This is a genomic window from Pseudoclavibacter sp. RFBJ3 (assembly GCF_002931375.1).
GTDB lineage: Bacteria > Actinomycetota > Actinomycetes > Actinomycetales > Microbacteriaceae > Pseudoclavibacter.
The window spans coordinates 53,164-68,347 of the sequence record NZ_PSXZ01000003.1 but is presented as its reverse complement, the minus strand read 5'-3'; the positions used below and the strand labels follow the sequence as shown (position 1 = coordinate 68,347).

The 15,184-nt window shown below is 68.0% G+C and carries 15 protein-coding genes; 3 read left to right on the top strand and 12 right to left on the bottom strand.

Annotated features, from left to right (window positions below; translation table 11 throughout):
- The first annotated feature begins 47 nt into the window (after window positions 1-47).
- Window positions 48-1,493: a PucR family transcriptional regulator gene (locus C5E07_RS02705; RefSeq protein ID WP_104298344.1), complete on the top strand. Its 1,446-nt coding sequence runs from the start codon at window positions 48-50 to the stop codon at window positions 1,491-1,493.
- Window positions 1,494-1,538: 45 nt separating this feature from the next.
- Window positions 1,539-2,051, top strand: a complete 513-nt coding sequence (locus tag C5E07_RS02700; RefSeq protein WP_104298343.1) for a hypothetical protein — start codon at window positions 1,539-1,541, stop codon at window positions 2,049-2,051.
- Here the strand turns inward: C5E07_RS02700 and C5E07_RS02695 are convergent.
- From C5E07_RS02695 to C5E07_RS02685, 3 genes are read right to left on the bottom strand one after another with little or no spacing between them, the layout of a single operon-like run.
- On the bottom strand, window positions 2,048-2,458 hold the full coding sequence (locus tag C5E07_RS02695) for a hypothetical protein (RefSeq protein WP_104240443.1): 411 nt from the start codon (window positions 2,456-2,458) through the stop codon (window positions 2,048-2,050). The two genes, C5E07_RS02700 and C5E07_RS02695, sit on opposite strands and share 4 nt — an antisense overlap.
- A 43-nt stretch (window positions 2,459-2,501) precedes the next feature.
- Window positions 2,502-3,599 (bottom strand): branched-chain amino acid aminotransferase, encoded by a 1,098-nt coding sequence (locus C5E07_RS02690; protein ID WP_219819584.1) that lies wholly within the window; start codon window positions 3,597-3,599, stop codon window positions 2,502-2,504.
- A 44-nt stretch (window positions 3,600-3,643) separates the two neighbouring features.
- A complete protein-coding gene (locus C5E07_RS02685; protein ID WP_104298341.1) occupies window positions 3,644-4,726 on the bottom strand; it encodes a 3-isopropylmalate dehydrogenase in 1,083 nt (360 codons plus the stop codon).
- A 73-nt stretch (window positions 4,727-4,799) separates the two neighbouring features.
- On the opposite strand from C5E07_RS02685, the gene C5E07_RS02680 reads away from it, so the two are divergent.
- Complete coding sequence (locus C5E07_RS02680) at window positions 4,800-5,327, top strand: hypothetical protein (protein WP_104240440.1); 528 nt, start codon at window positions 4,800-4,802, stop codon at window positions 5,325-5,327.
- Window positions 5,328-5,340: 13 nt separating this feature from the next.
- On the opposite strand, the gene C5E07_RS02675 is transcribed toward C5E07_RS02680, so the two are convergent.
- The 9 genes from C5E07_RS02675 to serA all read right to left on the bottom strand — a co-directional run bounded on the left by C5E07_RS02675 (window position 5,341) and on the right by serA (window position 15,044).
- A complete protein-coding gene (locus C5E07_RS02675; RefSeq protein WP_104298340.1) occupies window positions 5,341-7,107 on the bottom strand; it encodes an ABC transporter ATP-binding protein in 1,767 nt (588 codons plus the stop codon).
- Window positions 7,104-7,868 carry a hypothetical protein gene (locus tag C5E07_RS02670; protein WP_104240438.1) on the bottom strand — a complete coding sequence of 255 codons (765 nt, stop codon included), beginning with the start codon at window positions 7,866-7,868 and terminating at the stop codon, window positions 7,104-7,106. The genes C5E07_RS02675 and C5E07_RS02670 overlap by 4 nt, the downstream gene beginning before the upstream one ends.
- 2 nt (window positions 7,869-7,870) lie before the next feature.
- The gene (locus C5E07_RS02665) at window positions 7,871-8,596 is read right to left on the bottom strand and encodes an ABC transporter ATP-binding protein (protein WP_104298339.1); all 726 of its coding nucleotides are present in this window, start codon (window positions 8,594-8,596) and stop codon (window positions 7,871-7,873) included.
- Complete coding sequence (locus tag C5E07_RS02660) at window positions 8,593-9,387, bottom strand: hypothetical protein (protein WP_104298338.1); 795 nt, start codon at window positions 9,385-9,387, stop codon at window positions 8,593-8,595. The genes C5E07_RS02665 and C5E07_RS02660 overlap by 4 nt, the downstream gene beginning before the upstream one ends.
- Window positions 9,384-9,806 (bottom strand): lasso peptide biosynthesis B2 protein, encoded by a 423-nt coding sequence (locus C5E07_RS02655; RefSeq protein WP_104298337.1) that lies wholly within the window; start codon window positions 9,804-9,806, stop codon window positions 9,384-9,386. Before C5E07_RS02655 ends, C5E07_RS02660 begins: the two co-directional genes overlap by 4 nt.
- A complete protein-coding gene (locus C5E07_RS02650; RefSeq protein ID WP_104298336.1) occupies window positions 9,803-10,087 on the bottom strand; it encodes a PqqD family protein in 285 nt (94 codons plus the stop codon). Before C5E07_RS02650 ends, C5E07_RS02655 begins: the two co-directional genes overlap by 4 nt.
- On the bottom strand, window positions 10,084-11,586 hold the full coding sequence (locus C5E07_RS02645) for an asparagine synthase-related protein (protein WP_104298335.1): 1,503 nt from the start codon (window positions 11,584-11,586) through the stop codon (window positions 10,084-10,086). The genes C5E07_RS02650 and C5E07_RS02645 overlap by 4 nt, the downstream gene beginning before the upstream one ends.
- A 74-nt stretch (window positions 11,587-11,660) precedes the next feature.
- Entirely contained in the window at window positions 11,661-11,789 is a 129-nt protein-coding gene (locus C5E07_RS02640; RefSeq protein ID WP_104240432.1) for a lasso RiPP family leader peptide-containing protein, read from the bottom strand.
- Window positions 11,790-13,451: 1,662 nt separating this feature from the next.
- Window positions 13,452-15,044 carry a phosphoglycerate dehydrogenase gene (serA, locus tag C5E07_RS02635; RefSeq protein ID WP_104298334.1) on the bottom strand — a complete coding sequence of 531 codons (1,593 nt, stop codon included), beginning with the start codon at window positions 15,042-15,044 and terminating at the stop codon, window positions 13,452-13,454.
- Window positions 15,045-15,184 lie beyond the last annotated feature (140 nt).

The following is a 15,184-nucleotide window of genomic DNA, read 5'->3' as shown; positions in this document are numbered from 1 at the left end:
TCTGACCACTTCTGTGCATCCGTCTAGGGCATGTCTAGAATCGGGGCATGCTCGCCACCGTCGACACGCTCCTCGCGAACCGTTCCCTGGGCCTCACCCTGCACACGGGCGAGCCGCAGGCGCTGCGCGCCGGCATCGAGTGGGTGGCGACGACGGAGCTGCTCAACCCGCAGCCGTTCCTCACGGGCGGGCAGCTGGTGCTCACGACCGGGATGCGCCTGCGGGGCACACGCGCGTACCGCTCGTTCGTGGAGTCCCTCGTCGAGGCGGACACGGTCGCGCTCGGCGTCGGGACGGGCTTCACGCACGACACCGTGCCGGCCGCCCTCATAGCGGCGGCCGAGCAGGCCGGGCTCCCGCTCTTCGAGGTCGCCTACGAGACGCCGTTCGCGGCGCTCACGAAGGTCGTCACGCAGGCGAGCACCGACGAGCAGCACTCGCGTCTCGAGAGCGAGCACCGCCAGCAGCAGCAGCTGGTGACGTCGCTGCTCTCCGACGGCGGCATCACGGGGCTCGCCGCGCGGCTCGCCAGGCTGACGAGCTCGCACGTCGCCGTGACCCGCCTCGGCGAGCTGCTCGCCGGCAGCCTCGACGTGCACGACGAGACCGTCACGGGGTGGGATGCGCTCCCCATCTCCACGGGCCAGTCGGCAGGCGCGACCCTCCACATCACGAACCCCCGCGTCAACGAGGGCCTCGTGAACTACGCGCGGTCGCTGCTCAGCCTGCAGCTCATCCAGGACACGCGTCGCGTTCGCGCCGCCCGCGACGCGTCTGGACACGTGCTGCACGACCTCATCCGCGGCAAGTTCACGATCGAGGACGCCGAGCGGCGCCTGACGGCGCTCGGCGTGGCCACGGGGCAGGCCGCACGCGTGCTGGTCGCCGAGACCGAGGAGCGCCGCACCGCGGAGCTCACCGCGCTGCCGCTGCCCGCCGAGCTGCAGTCGTCGGTGTCCGCGGTCTTCGAGGGCCGCCTCCTCATCATCGCGCCGGAGCGCACGCGCATGCCGAACGCGGCCGAGGCGTTCATCGGCCTCGCCCGCTCGGCGGGCATCGCAGCGCGGGTCGGCATCGGCGACCTCTACCCGGCCTCCCTCGCCCTCCGCTGGAGCTACTTCGAGGCCCGGGATGCGCTGCGCAACTCGCCGAAGGACATCGACGTCGCCACCTCCGCACGTCTGTCCATCTCCTCGCTGCTGCTCGCGAGCCGCGACGTGCCCGTGCTGGAGCTCGCCGCCGAAGTGCTCGGGCCGCTCGAAGCCCACGACGCCGAGCACGGATCGATGCTGCTCGCCACCCTCGACGCCTACTTCGCCCACTCCGGCCAGATCGCGCAGGTCGCCGATGAGCTCGGCACCCACCGCAACACGGTGCGCTACCGCCTCGACCAGATCGCCGCCATCTCCGGCCTCGACCCGCGCGTCATGTCGGAGGGCGTGCAGCTGTGGCTCGCCGGTGCGGCCAGGCGGCTGCGCGCCGGCGGCGCGTGACGCGCCGCGCGCATCCGCACCCCGCCGTTCTGGGAGACTGACGGCATGGCGAACACGTACACCCTCCCCAACGGCGTCGAGCTCGGCGACGACGGAGCCGTCGACATCACCGTCGACGTCCTCGACGTCGAGGACCTCGCGTTCGCCCACGTCTGCCGGTCGCTGCGCCAGCAGCTCGAACCCGGCCGCGGCCTCATCGTCACGATGCCAGCCGGCGACGACGTGCTCGGCTACGTGTACCGCGAGGAGCAGCGCGAGGACGGGCGGCGCGACGAGTTCGACGACACCGACGCGCTGTTCGTCGACATCCACGAGCTCACGTTCGAGTTCGACGCTCCCCGCGACACCGACATGGACGAGGACGGCGTTCGCGCGCTGCTCGCGAGGGCACGCCCGGACACCGAGCTGAAGATCGAGGGCATCGAGCTGCTCGAGCTGCGAGACGGACCGATGTCGCTCATCACCTGCCGGCCCCCGCGCGCCTGGACCTTCCGGCAGCTTGTCCTCGAGGTGCAGCTGCTGCGCGGCTCCTACATGGCGCTCCACTACACGAGCTAGTGGCGACCCCGCGTCACCGCACGCCAGCGGACGGCGCGCGACGGCGCCACCGCGAACGTCAGGAACCAGCCTCCCGCGAACGCGAACAGCGCCAGCAGCCCCATGCCGGCGACCGGACTCGCGAACACCCCGAGCGCGAGCATCCCGAGCACCGCCGAGATCACCACCACCCGCCGCAGCCACGCCGAGACGTGCACGAGGAACCTCGTGGTCGCCCATCCCGCGAGCGTGGCGACCACGAGCACCACCGGCGCCAGCCAGAACTGCCCGGCCGTGAGGAACCCGGCGAACAGGCCCGCTAGGCCGAGCTCGAGCACCGCGAGCAGCACGAAGCCTCGCCTCGACGGCGCGGCCATCGCCTGCTCCTGGTATTCAGCGCCCTTGCGGGCAGCCCAGCCGTAGACCACGCGTCAGCCCGCCGTCCGTCCGCTCACTCCGGTCCGCCAGCCCTCAGGCCAGGCGCTGCGTCCAGCCCATGAGGTCGGGCAGCTCGCCGTTCTGGATGCCCGTGAGCTCGGCGCGGATGCGCATGCTCACCGAATCCTGCGTGATGACCGGGTTCTCGATCGTGAACTCGGGCGACTTGACCTTGCCGATCGGCGAGATGACCGCCGCAGTGCCGCAGGCGAACGCCTCGACGATCGTGCCGTCGGCGACCCCCTCGCGCCACTCGTCGATCGTGATGCGGCGCTGCTCGATCTTCCGACCGGCCCGCTCGCACAGCTCGAGGACGCTGTCCCGCGTGATGCCGGGCAGGATGGAGTCGCTCAGCGGGGTGAGGATCGTGCCGTCCGACTTGATGAGCACGATGTTCATGCCGCCGAGCTCCTCGAGGTACGTGTTCTCCGCCGCGTCGAGGAACAGCACCTGCTCGCAGCCGTTCGCGTACGCCTCCTCCTGTGGGAGCAGCGACGACGCGTAGTTGCCGCCGCACTTCGCGGCTCCCGTGCCACCCGCGCCAGCGCGGGAGTACTCCTGCGAGAGCCAGATGTCGACGGGGCGCGTGGGGTCGGAGAAGTAGGAGCCGGCTGGGCAGGCGATGACCATGTAGCGCACGGTCTGCGCCGCGCGCACGCCGAGGAAGTTCTCGTACGCGATCATGAAGGGGCGCAGGTAGAGGGTCTTGCCCTCGCCAGCCGCCGGGACCCACTGCTCGTCGATCTGCACGAGCTGGCGCACCGACTCGACGAACAGCTCCTCGGGCAGCTCGGGCAGCGCGAGGCGCCGTGCGGAGCTCTGCAGGCGGCGGGCGTTGCGCTCCGGCCGGAACGCGAACACATCTCCCCCGCCGTGCCGGTAGGCCTTGAGCCCCTCGAAGATCTCCTGGCCGTAGTGGAAGACAGCCGACGAGGGGTCCACCTGCAGCGGCCCGTACGGCACGACTCTGGCATCGTGCCAGCCCTCGGCGAGGGTCCAGTCGATGATCACCATGTGGTCCGTGAAGTGCTTGCCGAACCCGGGGTCGGCGAGCACCGCGTCCCTGACCTCGGCCGAAGCCGGAGCCGGGTTGCGTTCGATCGTGAACTCGAGGGAGGCTCCCTCGGCCATGGCGGCCTGCGTCGTCGTGCCGGGCTGGGTGCTGCTGGTGTCGCTCATGCGTGGGTTCCTTGCGCGGTCAGTCGGGAGATGATGGCGTCGCCGATCTCGGAGGTGCTCCTGGCCGTTCCACCTCGGGATGCGAGGTCGGCGCGGCAGGCGCTCTCGAGGGATGCGGCTGCGTCCGAGAGTCCGAAGTGCTCGAGCAGCAGAACGACGGAGAGGATCGCCGCCGTCGGGTCGGCTTTGCCGAGGCCCGCGATGTCTGGAGCCGAGCCGTGGACGGGCTCGAACATGCTGGGGAACTCGCCTTCGGGATTGATGTTCCCCGAGGCCGCCAGCCCGATGCCGCCGGTGATGGCTGCGGCAAGGTCGGTCACGATGTCGCCGAACAGGTTATCGGTGACGATCACGTCGAATCGCTGTGGGTTCGTGACGAAGAAAATCGTAGCAGCGTCGACGTGCAGGTACTCGACGGCCACGTCCGGGTAGTCGGCGGAGACCCGGTCGACGACACGCTGCCAGAGCACGCCGGCGTTGACGAGCACGTTCTTCTTGTGCACGAGCGTCAGGTGCTTGCGCGGACGCGACTGCGCCTTCTCGAACGCGTAGCGGACGGTGCGCTCCACGCCGTAGGCCGTGTTCACGGAGACCTCGGTCGCGATCTCGTGCGGCGTTCCGGCACGGACCACGCCGCCGTTGCCGACGTATGGCCCCTCGGTGCCCTCGCGGACGACGACGAAGTCGACCTCGCCTGGGTCGCTCAACGGGGTCTTCACGCCGCGCGAGATCGCGCCAGGGCGCAGGTTGATGTAGTGATCGAACGCGAAGCGCAGCTTCAGCAGCAGACCGCGTTCGATGATGCCGCCCGCGAGGCGCTCGTCTGCGGGGTCTCCCCCGACCGCGCCGAGCAGGATGCCGTCGTGCTGGGCGAGCGCGTGCAGCTCCGCCTCGGAGATGATCTTGCCGGTCTCGAGGTAGTGCCCCGCTCCGAACGGATACTCGGTGAGGCTCAGCTCGACGCCTTCCGGGAGGGCGGCGCGGAGCGCTCGCTGCGCCTGGGCGACGACTTCCGGGCCGATACCGTCACCCGGGATGACGGCGATGTCGAGCTTCTGAGTCGCTGCACGTTCCGACACGAGGCGTCCTTTCCTGCCGACGGCGATCGCGGCTCTCCCAGTTTAGGCCGCGGCTGGGCTAGCGTCTGTCCCCATGACCACCGCCATCCTGCGCCGCAAGGACGACCTGCCTCGGGAGCGCGCCGCGAGCCGCCTCACGGCGTACGTGTACGGCAACATCATCGTGCTCGCGACGCTCCTCGGACTCGTGCACGCTGGCGAGAACCCCGGCGAGGGCGCGATCGTGGTCCTGGCCACGGGCGGCACGACCCTCCTCGCGCACCTCATCGCCGACGCCGTTGGCCACTCGACACGCGCCGCCGACCGCCCAGAGCGCACAGCGCACCTCAAATTCCTCCACGAGCTGCGGGACGCGGTCCCGATCGCCTCTGCCGCGTCCATCCCCGCGGCGATCCTCGGGGTCGCCGCGCTCGGTGTCATCGACGGCGAGACGGCGCAGATCGTCGCCGAGGTCGTCATCATCGTGCGTCTCGCCGGCATGGGCTTCACCATCCAGCGTATCCGCGGCGAGAAGCCCTCCTTCCGCACCTTCGCGGCCGGCATCGGCCTCGCCCTCGTCGGCGTCGGCATCTCCGTGCTCAAGGCGAACCTCGGGCACTGAGGACGCCCGCGGTTCAGAGCGGGAGAAGCTGGTTGCGCGCCAGTTCTCGGTAGAGCTCTGACGTCTGAATGAGCTCGTTATGGCGTCCCGAATCGACGATTCGTCCCGCGTCCAGCACGAGAATCCGGTCCGCAGAGCGCACCGTGGCGAGGCGATGGGCCACGACCAGCATCGCGTACCGTCCCGCCCTGCGTGCGATCGCCGCCTGCACGCGCTCTTCGTTCACCCCGTCGAGGTGCGACGTCGACTCGTCGAGCAGCAGGATGTCGGGTTTCAGGAGCAGCGCGCGCGCAATCGCCAGGCGCTGACGCTCACCGCCTGAAAGCAGCACGCCGCCCTCCCCCAGATCTGCGTCGAGGCCGAGTGGGGAGCGCTCGAGCACTCCCACGAGGTCCAGTTCGCTCAACAGCTCGCGAATGTCGGTGTCGGTGTGCGCCTGTGAGCCGAGTGTCACGGCGTCCCTCAGGGACCCCGCGGGCACGGGCGCCTCCTGCTCGACGTAGGCGATCCGGGACCGCACGGCCTCACGCGAGATGCCAGCGGTATCGACCCCGTTGAAGCGGATCGTCCCCCGATCCACATCGTAGAAGCGAGCGATGAGCTGCAGCAGCGTGCTCTTCCCTGCCCCGGATGGCCCGACGAGCGCGACGCGCTCGCCTCGCGGCACCTCGAAGCTGACCGCTGCGAGCGTCGCGAGATCCTCGGAATCCCGCTCGGGAGCGACTGGGTAGGAGAAAGCGACATCCTGGAACTCGAGGACATTGCCCTCATCGGTGGCAGGAGCGGTAACGGCTCCAGCTTCAGCATCCGCCTCCAGCGGCAGCTCCATGACCTCGCTGATGCGCACCATCCCGCCCACAGCCTCGCCGACAGCGCTGATCGTTCCGAAGATCTGCCCGAGCGGCATGATCAGCAAAAACAGGAACAAGATGAAGGAGACCAGGTCGGAGACGGTCAGCACACCCGCCGCGACCTGGTAGCCGCCGAGTCCGAGGACCACAAGGAACGTAGCCTGCATGGCGGCGGACGAGACCGGCGCGAGCGTGGCGGTGATCCGCGCGACCCGCAGGCCGGCAGCCCAGCTGGCTTCCACATCCCCCTTCACACGCTCCGACTCCGCGCCTGTCATGTTCGCCGCCCGCACTGTGCGCACGGCGCGGATAGCCCGATCCAGCGAGGACGACAGGCGGCCGACCGCCTGTTGCACCCCCAAGCTGGCCTCCTCGATCCGTGACGTCATCATCACGACGAGGAAGACGGCAACGAGCGCGACGCCGAGTGAGACCACGAGCAGCAACGGATCTATCAACCACATCGCCACCAGCGCGCCGATCAAGGTCACGACACCGGCGATCGACTCCACGAATCCCTGCGTCAACATGCTGCGGATGACCGAGGTGTCCGCGTTCACGCGGGAGACCAGATCACCGACGCGGTGGCGATCGAGGGTCGCGATGGGAAGACGCAGGATGTGGTCGACGAGGCCCACCCGAGCTGATCGGATGGCGACCTCGGCCGTTCTCTGGATGAGGTACTGCAGAAAGCCCGAGATCAGCCCGCCCACGACGAGAAGGCCGACGATCAGCCACGGAAGCACCCCAAGCGATTCGCTCGCGCCGACCCGGTCGATGATCTGGCCCACGAGCCACGGCTGCGCGAGCGCCGCTCCCGAGCCGCAGATGCTGAGGACCACGATCACGACGAGCGTGGGCTTCTGCACGAAGACGTGTCGGAACAGACCGGCGAGTGCCGCCGACCGCTTCTCCCGCGGAAGGCTCATGCGCGCACATCCCGTCGGCAGAACGCGAAGGCGGCGGAGCAGACCAATGCCACGACCGTGAGGAGGAACACCGCGTATGCGCTCCCGGGTTCGAGCGCTGCCGCCGGATTCGCTGCGGTCACGGCGGCCGCATCGAACAGCTGCGCGCCGGCGATCGTCGGCAGGAACTTCGCCCATGGCGTCAGGAAGACCAGGACGAGCGAGATCTGCGAGACCGCGATGAGCACGAGCAGTGGCACCAGGGCCTGGCGGACCAGCACCGCGAAGCTGAACCCGATCAGCGCGATTCCCGTCCAGTAGACGACGCCGCCCAGCCAGCGCACCAGGAGCGAGACAGGCACGCCCTCGCTGAGCACACTCAGCGATCCGAGACCGAGCTGACTGCAGATGCTGAGCAGCGGGATCGTGACCGCGCCGAGCAACGTCACTGTGACGGCGAGGACCGAGATCTTCGCGATGACGAACCTGAGCCGATTCGGCACCGCGACGAGCGAGGTCTGGATCTGGCCGCCGGAGAACTCACCGCTTCCCGCAAGCACCCCTACGATGATGACGCCGATCTGCCCGAGTGCGATCCATTCGAGACCGACGACCTCCGGCGTTGTCCCCGCTGCGAGCATCGGGTCGTCGACGCGCAGCCCCTCGCCAACAGAGGGCGCGGTCACTGCGGCCATCAGGACCGGAACGACGAGACTCACCGCCAGCGTGATGAGGACTGCTCTGAGGGTGAAGAGCTTCCAGGACTCTGACGCCAGTGCCATCTTCACGCGGCATCACCCGCAACATGCTCGGCGCGCCCTTGCGTCCAGGCGAAGTACGCGTGCTCGAGACTGTCGTACTCCGCGACGAGGCTCGCCGCTGCCCCCGCCCTGATGACCGTTCCGCGTGCCATCACGACGAGGTCATCAGCCATGGACTGCATCTCCCCCATGAGGTGCGACGAGATGAGCACCGTGCGTCCGGAACCCGCCAGCGAGCGAGCAAGATCTCGAATCCAGCGAATACCCTCCGGGTCGAGCCCGTTCATCGGTTCGTCCAGGATCACGACCTCCGGGTCGCCGAGGAGCGCGCCCGCGATGCCCAGACGCTGCCCCATGCCCAGAGAGAAGGTCCCGACGCGACGGTCAGCGACGTCCGACAGCCCGACGAGCTGCAGCGTTTCCGGGATGCGCGTGGGCGAGATCCCGTTGCTGGCCGCCATCCAGCGGAGGTGCGCTTTCGCCGTGCGTCCGCGATGGGCACCCGACCCGTCGAATTGCGCGCCAACGCGGGTCAGGGGACGCCGCAGACTTCGGTACTCGGAGCCGAGCACCAACGCGCGCCCGGACGTTGCTCGGTCGAGACCGAGCAGAATCCGCATCGTCGTTGATTTGCCCGCTCCGTTCGGGCCGAGCAATCCCGTCACCCTGCCTGCTCTGGCTTCGAAGGACACGGACTCGATGGCCGTGCGCTTACCGTAGTTCTTTGTCAGGTTCTCGACTTCGATCATGAACCCACCCCCTTTTCTGCGTGGTTGACGGCCCAGGAGCGGACCGAGAGAAATCCAGCGACGGCGAAGATGCCGATCCAGCTCAGCAGCACGAGGAGCCCGAGCATCGGCCCCAGGTCCCCGACAAGCGGAGCGTCCTGAAGAAGGAGTTGTGCGCCTGCCTGGTCGGGCAAGAACCTGGCGACCGAGGTGAACTCGAGCAGGTACGGCGAGATGGCGAGCGTGAGCGCGAGCATGGCGCAGAGCCCAACGATGCCGCTGCGGAACGCCGACGAGATCAGGAACGAGAGCAGGCTGATGAGCGACCAGTAGACGAGGTACCCCGCGAGCAGGCGCAGGTCTCCACCGGGGAGGCTCGTCAGGCTGTCGACCGCACGGCAGTCGAGGACAGCGCAGCGGGCGGCATAGCTCCCGAGAACAGCAGGAAGGGCGACCGCGAAGCCGAAGGCGAGGGCGGAGAGCGCCTTCGCGAGGAAGAAGCTGCGTCGGTTGGGAACAGCGAGAAGCGAGGATGCCACAACACCGTTGTCCCGCTCCTGCGCGAAGACACTCGCCCCCAGGAAGATCGCCCCGATCTGCCCGTAGTGCAACACCATGAGGAAAGCCGACTGAGGCTCGAGTCCGCCAGCAGCGCTGACATCTCCAGAGAGCATCGCCTGGTGCGTCAGCGCGGTGACGCCGTACGCGGCACCTGTCACGACCGCAACGGTTGCGAGACTCGCGTTCCGCGACGAACGCAGTGAGGTGAACTTGATGGCTTCCGCGTGGAGCGATTGGAGGAACATGGTCATGACGGCCTGTCCTCTTCGGTCGTGACGACTCTCCGGTAGCTGGCTACCTCGGGGGGTTCCGACACGGGCACGCCATCCGCTTCCACCCAGGCATGCGCGACGAACGGCCCCGTCCGGTAGCCGGAGCACCAGCTCGGCGCGTGGCCTTCGAAACGGCAGAGAAGGACCGTCGCGATCGAGCGCTGCAGGCAGCCCTCTCCAGCGCAACGCTCACTCGCGCCGCACACCGCCGCGCGTGCGACTTCCGCCTCCTCGCCCGTCGATGGGCGGACCCCACGGCGCAGCTCGATGAGCAACCGTCTGATCTGCCGCGGCTTGGCGTACGTGATCAGATACGCGACCGAGACCGCGCACCGCACGGTCAGGGCGCGGCAGCCCCTCGTCGCGATGGAAGGCTGGGCGCTCAGCGGGAGGCTCATGCGTTGCGCTTCACGATGCGCGCTTTGATCAGGACGGCCAAGAGGCCTCGCACGTCATCTCGCAGACCTGCCGAGGGGCCGTGCTCGCGCTCCAACCGGTCGACGGCGTCCGCGCGCGTGCATCCCCGGACGGTGAGCTCAAGCACCAGCCTGGCGGTCGAGTTGCCGCGCCAGTACGTTCCTCCACCGGCATCGAAAACCACAACGCCTTCCCCCTCTTGCTCAAACGAGCATGTCGGCGACAAGGTATAGATATCGGCGTCGCTCAATCTGTCGCTCATTCGCCTTCCATTTCCCGAGCCCAGAGCTCAAGGGTCGCGAGCTGCTCGATTTCGAAGAGGTCGTGCGTCTTCAACACGGGCATCTCCAGTGCATTGAGAATCGCGTCGGGATTCAATAGACCTTGATCGACAAGAAAACTCTCGCGAAACAGCGATTTCAGGCCACCGATTCTGGAAGCAAAGGCACTGAACAGATCTGCACTGTATTCACCCTTGTCTTCACGACTGAATATCCACTCAGGCGCGAGACCCTTCATACTCGCGGCCAGCAGGGGCTTCGAATGCCGCTGTCCTATCGCGATCGACGAGGAGAGCCCGAACATGAGTCGCAGGATCTCGTCATCGAGAAAGGGCGCTTCCCAATGAACCCCCTCGTCGGCAAACGCCTCGTTGACCTGCCGCACGACTTCCCCTTGGAACATGACCGACTCGGCCATCTGGTGCCGGGCCCTATCGGGAAAGTGCGGCTCGATCCCGGCCGTTGCCTGACCGCGGATCTGCGCCTCGACTCTCGCCCGTGTCTGCGCGGAGGCGAAACGTGAGACCCCGAAGCCCGGGGCCCAGCCGAAGGCGTCAGCGTGCGGACTCGCGTCCGCGTGGACACGCGCCACCAATTCGTCACCAAGGGTGCGTGTGGAGCACACGGCTGCAAGAGTCCGCAGCACCGGCCACCGTTGCGCACGCGCCAGACGGGCAGCGGATCGCAGCCCCACAGCGACCGCGCCGGACTGCACCAACGACGACATGATCGCCGGCTGCAGGGCGAACAGCTCGTCACCACCTAACCCATTGATGTGCGTGCGAATATCTCGGGCGCGCTCCTGCTCGAACAGCATCTGCAGATGTGGCATGTTGGCTCGCCAGGCCGGCGGCCCGGAAACGCCGTGCCCTGTGCGTTCCCCGTTCCGTGCTGCCGTGGCGAACGCGTCAAGCGTCGATGTGAAGGACGGCAGCTCCACGAACTCGCCGCGCAGCTCAGCCGCGGCTCGCCGCGCGTATCGCGAGTCCTGGTTCTGTGCATCCGCAGTTCCTGCATGGAAGTGAGCAACCTCGCCCCCGACCGCCTCAACCAGGTAGGCGAGCGACGTCGAGTCCATCCCCCCAGAGAGATCTGCCCCGAGGCGCTCGCCCGGGCAGAGGCGCCGCTCGACCGCGGTGCGGAGAGCGTGCCGCAATCGGTCCGCCGCCGCTTCGAACGTCGCATCTCGGTGCTCGCCCGCCTCCCACCAGCGTCGATCACCCCCTCGCCCCCCAGCGACAACCAGGTCGTGACCTGGGGCGACCACCCGGACATTCGCCCAGAACGGACGCAGGCGGAAGATGCTCGGCAGGTTGGGGCAGGTCTCCAGCGAAAGTCGGTCGAGGTCCAGCGCAGCGAAGCCACGCAGGTCGAGCTGGGATGCACTGGTACGAACGACCCCGTCATCCATCGTCCAATAGCAGAGCGTGGACGTCGAGAAAGTCGACCGGATTTCATTGAGCGTTGAGATGCCCCTCACCACCTTTCTCCTTCGAGCCTGGAGGGGACGATGCACGCGATGAGCGCACCGCCCCCTCGTTCGAACGACGACCCCTAGCCGACCGTCACCTTGATGAATGCTCGCCCGCCGAAGATGTCGCGCCAGCGACCGAACCAGACCCCGTTCGTGACCTTTCGGTAGGATCCGACCTGCTCGATTTTCGGCGCAATGTAATTGGACATCTTTCCCCCTTGATAGTGACTTCGCGGCCTCCGTTCGACCGCCGTTCTAAACTAGAAAAGGTCGCTCTTCACGTCAAGCATTTACCATGAAGCATCATGCAAGTTTCCGATTTACAGCATTGCGCTGCGACAAGAGCATTCTCGGACCCCTTTCCCACACGACTCTCCCGGCAACGAGAATGCGGTTTGGGAAGGACACCGCCTCCGTGCTGCTGACGTGCTTTTCTGTGCATGCGGCTAGCGTTGCATTCGCGCGGTCCGCGGACCATCCTTCGAAAGTTCGACCCTTGGACAATTCACCTGATTCCACGCACCAATGCGTGTTTCGCCCGAACATTGGGCGACAAGCATCCCCACCACGGAGCCGCGCACTTCAGGTCCACCCCATCCCGAGCGCACAACAACGCTGCTTGTGTGCACAACCGCGGCGATCTGTGACGCCTCGGGTGTGAGTTCACGGGACACCGGTGACAGTTTTGCCCGCGAATGAACTGGAGCTGAACGGTGCCGTTCTTGCGGAGGAATGCCTCGCGGTGCGCCCCGTCCTCCTCGCGATCTCGGCGATCCTGGTCAGCGGGCCGGGGTCAAGCACTGGCGGGTCCGCGGGCTGTGTCACGTTCCATGCTCGCTGCGGGGTCATTCGCCCCGGGAAGGCCTCGTTCGGGGGTTCGGGGTTGCAGATGACATCGAACCGGTCGACCAGTTCCTCGAGCTGCTCGATCGACGCGGCGAGTGGCTGCTCGTCGCGAGACGGCTATCGGTGAGCAGCCGTTGCGCGGCGCCCTGCGACTCCAGGCCTTTCTTGAAGACGGCATGCGGATCGAGCGGGGTCTCGCTCGCTGCGACGTGAGAGGCGAACGCGAGACGCGACTGATCGTCCTCGAGCTGGAAGATCGCTCATTTCAGACCCCCGACCGGCACATCCACCGGCCGCTGACTGATCGCGGGACCGACACGGGCATCAACAGGCTCATTCGACGACATGCCCGGGTCGATCAGCACGCCCACCCAACCGATCAGCCCGAGAAGTGTCACCACCGGCCCCGCTCGAACTGTCACCGATGTCCTGCGACATGACGGATGCCAAAGAGGCCACTTGGCTGGCCGCGACGGGCGTCGCTCGCCTCGAGAGAGCCACTTGCCTGGCAGCGCTCGCGCCGCAGGGCGCGTGGACGCTCGCGCCAGCGCAGCATCGTCCAACTTGCGTGATGAATGCGCCAGAACAGCCTCGCAAGGCCCCGCCGTCCCGCATCCATCCCGGAAGTTGGTCACGCCACGAGCCGGCCGCGGCGACAGACCAACCACCGGGACCGTCCACGCCCCGCCACCCGCTCCGGCCCCGAGCCTCCATCGCTGCCCAGCAGTCGCCCTCCAGGCGGGGCGTCAGCGGGGCAATTGGCTGGCAGCGATCGCGCCCGCGACGGGACGGGGCGGGACGGGACGGGACGGGACGGCTCTCCACCCGCCCGGGCGTCGGCCAGCTTGCGTGACGGATGCACCGCAGCACGTCCACCGGGCCCCACCGGGCGGCATCCATCCCGCAAGCTGGCCACGACGGCCACTGACCGAAAACGCTGCCTGCGTCTTCACCCCCGGCGAGCTCTCGCAGGGGGTGAAGACGCAGGCAGCGTTCGCCGGGGCGGCAGGCCGCCGCTGGAAGTGCTAGCTCTCGATGATGTCGATCTCGTGCAGCTCGGAGGCGCCGATCGCGTCGCGCAGCTTCGCGAGCAGCTCGTCGCTCGCGGGCTCGTCGATCGTGAGCACGGAGAGGGCCTGGCCGCCCTCTTCGTCGCGTGCGATCTGCATGCCGGCGATGTTCACACCGGCGTCGCCGAGCGCGGCACCGTAGACGGCGACGACGCCGGGGCGGTCGCTGTAGACCATCACGAGGTGGTGGTTCGCGAGCGGCACCTCGATGCTGTACCCGTTGATGCCCACGAGCTTCTCGATCTGCTTCGGGCCGGTGAGCGTGCCGGAGACGGAGACCGTCTTGCCGTCGCTGAGCGTCGCGCGGAGGGTAAGCACGTTGCGGTACTCGTCGCTGTCCTCATCCGCGTTCATGCGAACCTCGAGGCCGCGCTCCTCCGCGAGGAGCGGCGCGTTCACGTAGGAGACCTGCTCGGTCACCATGTTCGTGAAGAAGCCCTTGAGCGCGGCGAGACGCAGCGCCTTGATCTCGTAGCGTGCGAGCTCGCCGTGCACCTCGATGTCGAACGCCACCGGGGAGGCGCCGATGAGGCCCTGCAGGAACTGGCCGAGCTTCTCCATGAGCGGGATGCCGGGGCGCACGTACTCGTCGATGACGCCGCCGGCGACGTTCACCGCGTCGGGCACGAGCTCGCCGGCGAGCGCGAGGCGCACGGAGCGGGCAACCGAGACGCCGGCCTTCTCCTGGGCCTCGTCGGTGGATGCGCCCAGGTGCGGCGTGAGCTGCAGGTTCGGCTGGTCGAGGAGGTCGCGGTTCGACGGCGGCTCGGTGACGAACACGTCGAGGGCGGCGCCGGCGATCTTGCCTGATTCGAGGGCGTCGCGGAGCGCGTTCTCGTCGATGATGCCGCCGCGTGAGCAGTTCACGATGCGCAGCTCGGGCTTGGCGAGCGCGAACTCCGCGTCGCCGATGAGCCCCGTCGTCTCGGGGGTGCGCGGGATGTGGATGGTGATGAAGTCGGACTGCGCCATGAGCTCTTCGAGGCTGAGGAGCTGCACGCCCAGCTGGGAGGCGCGGGCGGGCGTCACGTAGGGGTCGTAGGCGACGAGCGTCACGCCGAAGCCCTTGAGGCGGTCGACGACGAGCGTGCCGATGCGGCCGAGGCCGACGATGCCGACGGTCTTCTCGAACAGCTCGACACCTGTGTACTTCGAGCGCTTCCAGTCGCCGGCCTTCATCGACGCGTTGGCGTTCGGGATGTGGCGAGCGAGCGAGATGATGTGGCCGACCGCGAGCTCGGCGGCCGACGTGATGTTCGAGGTGGGCGCGTTGACGACCATGACCCCGGCCTTCGTGGCGGCTGGCGTGTCGACGTTGTCGAGGCCGACGCCGGCGCGCGCGATGATCTTCAGGTTCGGGGCTGCGGCAATCGCCTCGGCGTCGACCTGGGTCGCGCTGCGCACCAGGATGGCGTTGGCCTCGGCGAGTGCCTCGAGGAGCGCGGGACGGTCGGTGCCGTCGACCTGGCGGACTTCGAAGTCGGGACCGAGCGCATCCACGGTTGCGGGGGAAAGCTGCTCGGCAAGCAGAACGACGGGCTTTGACACGTGAAGAATCCTCCAGTGGAGACAGGGAGTCTGCGGGCGCAGGCCGAACCGATCCTATCGCGGGGCGCGCCAGCGGCCCGCGCCGCCGTAACATGCGGCCCCTGGCACGCGCAGAAGGGCCGGCCCCGAGCGGATGCTCT

Excerpts from the sequence above, each read along its gene's own strand:
- C5E07_RS02705 (WP_104298344.1), top strand. The coding sequence starts at position 48 with ATGCTCGCCACCGTCGACACGCTCCTCGCGAACCGTTCCCTGGGCCTC.
- C5E07_RS02700 (WP_104298343.1), top strand. The coding sequence starts at position 1,539 with ATGGCGAACACGTACACCCTCCCCAACGGCGTCGAGCTCGGCGACGAC.
- C5E07_RS02690 (WP_219819584.1), bottom strand. The coding sequence starts at position 3,599 with ATGGCCGAGGGAGCCTCCCTCGAGTTCACGATCGAACGCAACCCGGCT.
- C5E07_RS02680 (WP_104240440.1), top strand. The coding sequence starts at position 4,800 with ATGACCACCGCCATCCTGCGCCGCAAGGACGACCTGCCTCGGGAGCGC.
- C5E07_RS02675 (WP_104298340.1), bottom strand. The coding sequence starts at position 7,107 with ATGAGCCTTCCGCGGGAGAAGCGGTCGGCGGCACTCGCCGGTCTGTTC.
- C5E07_RS02670 (WP_104240438.1), bottom strand. The coding sequence starts at position 7,868 with ATGGCACTGGCGTCAGAGTCCTGGAAGCTCTTCACCCTCAGAGCAGTC.
- C5E07_RS02665 (WP_104298339.1), bottom strand. The coding sequence starts at position 8,596 with ATGATCGAAGTCGAGAACCTGACAAAGAACTACGGTAAGCGCACGGCC.
- C5E07_RS02660 (WP_104298338.1), bottom strand. The coding sequence starts at position 9,387 with ATGACCATGTTCCTCCAATCGCTCCACGCGGAAGCCATCAAGTTCACC.
- C5E07_RS02655 (WP_104298337.1), bottom strand. The coding sequence starts at position 9,806 with ATGAGCCTCCCGCTGAGCGCCCAGCCTTCCATCGCGACGAGGGGCTGC.
- C5E07_RS02650 (WP_104298336.1), bottom strand. The coding sequence starts at position 10,087 with ATGAGCGACAGATTGAGCGACGCCGATATCTATACCTTGTCGCCGACA.
- C5E07_RS02640 (WP_104240432.1), bottom strand. The coding sequence starts at position 11,789 with ATGTCCAATTACATTGCGCCGAAAATCGAGCAGGTCGGATCCTACCGA.